Raw genomic sequence first — 5,161 nt, 5'->3', positions numbered from 1 at the left:
CCTTAGGACCAGTATTATTTCCGGTAGTTTTAACTATTATAGGAAATGCCATGAACGCTAGTGCAGGGCACTAATTTTCACCTATATAGATTATTAAAATGATTAGTCCAAAATTGAGATTGGTTAAGTTAAAAAACTTAATAAGCTAATAGAATAATAAAACTAAACGACTTAAAGTGGAATGATTTGATAGAAAGAAGATTATAATATGAAAATTAAGCTTAAGAAAAAAAGAATTATAAGTGTATTGTTGGCTATTACATTAGTAGCAATAGGGTATTACATGTTTCAATCTATTACAAATCCTAAGCTGGTAAATGCGGAAGAGGGAAACAGTGTTCAACAAGTGAGCAGTCTACCTAAAAATGAATTAAAAAAATCGGTACCTAATCGTTTTGATGGTAAAGAAAGGAAAGTTGCATATTTAACTTTTGATGATGGACCAGGAAAATATACAGCTAACCTATTAGATGTATTAAAGAAAAATGATGTAAAAGCAACATTCTTTTTAATTGGCGATAATGTGAAAAGGTTCCCAGATTTAGTGAAACGAGAGCATGTAGAAAACCATTATGTGGGCATGCATAGTATGACACATGATTTTAAAAAGTTATACACCAATCAGGAATATGTGAAGGAAATGAAAGAAGATCAATCTTTAATTAGAAATGTTATTGGAAACTCACCGAAATTAACACGCCCACCATATGGATCAATGCCTGGATTAAATGAATCACTTCGAAATGAAGTGGTCGGAAATAATTTTAAAGTATGGGATTGGACAATTGATTCTTTAGATTGGAAATACAATAAATTACCTGTTGATGTAGCAGCTGCGAAAATTGTTCAAAATGTCTTAGCAGGTGCAACGTCTTCAAAAGAAATTGTTTTAATGCACGATATTCATCCACAATCTGTCGCGGCAGTTCCAGCAATTATAAAAGGGTTAAAAGAAAAAGGGTATGAATTTGAAGCTTATGATGAGAACAATCATTTTCCAATAAATTTCTGGCATGATAACCGAATATAAAAAGATATGTATGAGTTAAAAGACAATTAGAATGGAATAGGCAATTCATATAGGGTTTAAATATTTATAAGAGCGTGTTTAGATAGATGAAAACACGCTCTTTTTACTGGACTATTTTTTCATTCATTCCTACATAAGCGTTGGATATTTCGCATGTTTGTCTAGAGTGGAAAGAACTCATAACAAACCGCCATTATTCACGTTCTTCTTCATATAATTGCACCGCACTTATTTTTTATATGTGGTTAAAACTAGTTTTTAAGAAGCATATGTTTTAGCAACTGCAGAAATTCTGTATCACTTTTATCATCTTTTATATAATCCTGTTCGTAGTTAAAAATCATTCGTACTAACATAAAAGCTGTAAGCGGTAATGGTACCTTATGCAAAGCTCCTTGCTGATAACCTTTTTCGAGTAAATTACTTATCATGTTAATTGCTTCTTCTTCAGATTGTTTAAAACAAGTTGTAATTTCAGGTGAATGGTACTCTTTATATTCTTGAAAGAGTGTAGAAACAAATGGATCTTGATGATATTCTAGGCTGATATAATGAAGAATTTTTTGTATTCGAAGTAAAACATCTTTTTCTTCTTTATATAAATTAAATAATTGTGAGCGCTTAAGCTGAATATGACGCATATAGCAGTCGCATAATATTTCAGTTTTATCTGTATAGTAATAATAAATAGTACCTTTACCAACTTTAGCTGTCTTTGCAATTTCATCAACTGTTGTGTTACGGACACCACGCGTAGAGAACAGTATTGTGGCAGATTGAATGATTTTCATCTTTTTATTTTCTTTTTCTAATTTGATCATTGTCTACACCCTATCCTTGAAATATTTAGCGAAGTTTTCTTTCATTACATTCTCTATCATTCTACTTGTCATTTTTTTTAGCTTAATAGAAAGGCCCCTAGTTGCTTCTTATAGAATAACATACACCATTCTTATTTCTAGTATATAACTATAATAGAATGCAACTTTATAACCTAGGGATAAAGTTGAAAGTTTGAGGTAATAATTTTTATAATCGGACGATGGGAATTCAAGTGAAAGGGGACAGTGATTTCTTTCTTGAGTGAATTATTTGATTTTTTATTCAATTCATTTTATTATATAAACATGACTAAAAGATGTTTTTAGTCGGATTTTTTTACGGAAAACCGACTGATATTGAATTTTAGTCGGTTTCTATACTATTTGAGAGAAGGTAGATACTATGTGTGGAATTGCAGGGTGGATAGACTGGTCTAAAGACCTGTCTCATGAACAAGAAACGTTAAAAAAAATGACAGATGCTATCATTCACCGAGGACCTGATGCAGAGGGGCATTGGTTTTCAAAACGAGCGGCATTAGGTCATCGACGTCTCATCGTCATTGATCCTGAAGGTGGCCTTCAACCTATGCTGTATAAAGATGGAAATGATACGATTGGCCTTACGTTCAATGGAGAAATTTATAACTATCAAGAATTACGTAAAGAACTTGAGGAGAAAGGTCATGAATTTCAGACCAAGTCAGATACAGAGGTATTACTACATGCTTACTTAGAGTGGCAAGAAGATTGTGTTCAACATTTAAATGGGATTTTTGCTTTTGGTATTTGGGATGAAAGATTTGGGAAATTGATGCTTGGTCGTGACCATCTAGGCGTGAAGCCTTTATTTTTCGCTCAAAGGGGAAGCGCAATTCTCTTTGGTTCAGAGTTAAAAGTTTTACTTTCGCATCCACTTGTAGATGCTGAGGTAGATAAAGAAGGACTTTCTGAAATATTCTGCCTTGGACCAACACGTACTCCTGGTCATGCTATTTTCAAGGATATACATGAAGTGCGTGCTGGCCATTATATGACATTTACCTCTAATGGCTCGACTACGACACAGTATTGGAAACTTGAAAGTAAAAAACATGTTGATGATATTGATACAACAGTCGAGACAATCCGCTCCATTTTACAAGATACGGTTAAACGTCAGTTAATTGCTGATAAACCAGTGGTATCTATGCTTTCCGGAGGTTTAGATTCCAGTGGTTTAACAGGTTTAGCAGGAAATGAATTTGGGAATAAAGGGGAACGTCTTCATACATATTCCCTGAATTTCATCAATGATGAAAAAGACTTTGAGCAAGACTTCCTTCGTTTTGATCGTGATGAACCTTGGGTGAAACGTGTGGCTGAATATGTAGGAACAAAGCATCATTCTATAGAGTTAGGATCAGATAGTTTAATAGAGTATTTATTAACTCCAATGCGAGCGCGTGATCTACCTGGAGTTGGAGAACTAGAAACGTCTCTTTATTTGCTATTTAAGGAAATGAAAAAAGACGCAACAGTTGCACTTTCAGGCGAATCCGCAGATGAAGTATTCTCAGGATATCCATGGTTCCATCAAGAGAAGTTTCTAGATGCAGAGATATTCCCTTGGAGTGTTAATTTATGGTATAGTACAGAAATTTTATCAGAGGATTTTAAAGCTAAGATTAGCCCTGGAAAATATCAAAAACAAAAATTTGAAGATGCGGTTGCTGAGGTTCCCTTTTTAGAAGGTGAAAGTGATCTGCAAATGAAGCAACGTCAAATGTCTTACATGTTTATTACTCGTTTCTTGCCATTTATGTTAGAACGAAAAGATCGCACAAGTATGATGAATGGCTTTGAAGTACGAGTTCCATTTTGCGATTACCGGCTTGTAGAATACTTATGGAATGTCCCATTCGAAATGAAAAGCATAGACAATATTGAAAAAGGTATTTTACGTCGAGCTTTTGAAAATGTACTTCCAGAAGATGTACGTTATCGCAAAAAAAGTGCATATCCAAGCACAAAGGATGCCTCTTATCTACAAGGTATTAGTGATTGGATGTTAGATGTGTTGAACAATCCTGAATCACCTATTTTGCCATTAATTAATGTAGAAAGAGTTCGTGCTATTGCAGAAGGAAAAGACGAAGTAATTTCAGGTAATGATGCACGAGGTATAATAGATTATTTACTTCAAGTTAATGGTTGGCTTCAGGAATATAATATTAAATTAGTATGGTAGATGTAATTTTCAAATAAAGAGAAGAGCTGAGACATCAATGACCTAAGTGAACCGCATCTCCAATGTATTAGATAGTTATCTAATAATTGGAGATGCGGTTTTATTATTTTGATTTGCAATAGCCCTAATCAGTTAGTAAATTAGAGTCACATAAAGAACTAGGGGAAATAGTATGAATTGGAGGTACCCCGTAAAGGAGAATACGATGAACCTTTTAATTAGAGAGTTAGAAGTAAATGATTTAGACGACTTACCGGAGATTGATGATAGTTTTATAGTGAACCCTCAGTTAATTCTTTCTCTTTCAAAAGTAAATAAGCAAATAGAATATACAGTAGAAGACATTCCAAGTTATGAGAGAAGTTATTTACAAGATCAGTATGATGATGAACTAGCGTACACTGAATATATAAATAAGCCTGACCAAATAATTTACATAGCAATTTTACAGAAAACTCTTGAAAGTAATTTAAAAAATCACTTTCAAGAGTTTTAGAGATTTTGTACTAGAATTCAACCTTTTTATTTGGATTTTTCAGGATTTGAGGTGTGGATTTTCAGTATTTTGCCATCAAAATAGGTTTTGTTTTAAAATCGCAATATATTTTACTTTAAAATGAAAATTAAGTAAATCGAAAGGATTAAAATTATTAATTTTGTAATAATTTTAATATTTGTGAAACATAAGAAAAGATTCGAAGAATTAAATAAAATATTCTTAATATAACATGTATTTACAATAATATGAAAATAATGTAATTTAATAGTGTGATCACAAACAAAAAAACTCATTTGGAGGAATTAATAATGAAAAATGCTTTTGATTTAGATGTACAAAAGGATGCAGTGAAATTACAAGGTGATGTACAACCAGATACAATTGGTACAATCATTAAGCAATCTCTTCGTCGTTGTCCAACAGCTATTTGTATTTCATTCGGATGCTAATTTTAAATAACCCGATAATTTGATAACTTAATAATTCAATTGCACTTCTACTGTGCGAATATTTAATAGGGAGGAATTAATAATGAAAAATGCTTTTGATTTAGATGTACAAAAGGATGCAGTGAAATTACA

At 32.5% G+C, this 5,161-nt stretch carries 4 protein-coding genes and 2 pseudogenes; 5 read left to right on the top strand and 1 reads right to left on the bottom strand.

The annotated features are described in order from the left end of the window. Both GBN78_RS31260 and GBN78_RS25700 read left to right on the top strand, forming a co-directional pair. Nucleotides 1-74: pseudogene (locus GBN78_RS31260) on the top strand (DUF3902 family protein); the annotation flags it as partial. Nucleotides 75-208: 134 nt separating this feature from the next. Further along, a complete protein-coding gene (locus tag GBN78_RS25700; protein WP_076775125.1) occupies nucleotides 209-1,030 on the top strand; it encodes a peptidoglycan-N-acetylglucosamine deacetylase in 822 nt (273 codons plus the stop codon). Between the two features lie 251 nt (nucleotides 1,031-1,281). Here the strand turns inward: GBN78_RS25700 and GBN78_RS25695 are convergent, their stop codons facing one another. After that, complete coding sequence (locus tag GBN78_RS25695; protein WP_000593069.1) at nucleotides 1,282-1,851, bottom strand: TetR/AcrR family transcriptional regulator; 570 nt, start codon at nucleotides 1,849-1,851, stop codon at nucleotides 1,282-1,284. Nucleotides 1,852-2,254: 403 nt separating this feature from the next. Here GBN78_RS25695 and asnB point away from each other — a divergent pair, with 403 nt between their 5' ends. From asnB to GBN78_RS30425, 3 genes and pseudogenes are all read left to right on the top strand, one after another. Beyond that, complete coding sequence (gene asnB / locus GBN78_RS25690) at nucleotides 2,255-4,081, top strand: asparagine synthase (glutamine-hydrolyzing) (RefSeq protein WP_076775123.1); 1,827 nt, start codon at nucleotides 2,255-2,257, stop codon at nucleotides 4,079-4,081. Nucleotides 4,082-4,286: 205 nt separating this feature from the next. After that, nucleotides 4,287-4,541: pseudogene (locus tag GBN78_RS25685) on the top strand (GNAT family N-acetyltransferase); the annotation flags it as partial. Nucleotides 4,542-4,888: 347 nt separating this feature from the next. Further along, on the top strand, nucleotides 4,889-5,029 hold the full coding sequence (locus tag GBN78_RS30425) for a type A lantibiotic (protein ID WP_153600587.1): 141 nt from the start codon (nucleotides 4,889-4,891) through the stop codon (nucleotides 5,027-5,029). The last annotated feature ends 132 nt before the right edge of the window (nucleotides 5,030-5,161 follow it).

The sequence above is a fragment of the Bacillus sp. B2-WWTP-C-10-Post-4 genome (genome assembly GCF_009183805.1).
Classification (GTDB): domain Bacteria; phylum Bacillota; class Bacilli; order Bacillales; family Bacillaceae_G; genus Bacillus_A; species Bacillus_A cereus.
Note: the sequence above shows the minus strand (reverse complement) of the source record. Positions and strands in the feature narration are given on the sequence as shown.

Excerpts from the sequence above, each read along its gene's own strand:
- GBN78_RS25700 (WP_076775125.1), top strand. The coding sequence starts at position 209 with ATGAAAATTAAGCTTAAGAAAAAAAGAATTATAAGTGTATTGTTGGCT.
- GBN78_RS25695 (WP_000593069.1), bottom strand. The coding sequence starts at position 1,851 with ATGATCAAATTAGAAAAAGAAAATAAAAAGATGAAAATCATTCAATCT.
- asnB (WP_076775123.1), top strand. The coding sequence starts at position 2,255 with ATGTGTGGAATTGCAGGGTGGATAGACTGGTCTAAAGACCTGTCTCAT.
- GBN78_RS30425 (WP_153600587.1), top strand. The coding sequence starts at position 4,889 with ATGAAAAATGCTTTTGATTTAGATGTACAAAAGGATGCAGTGAAATTA.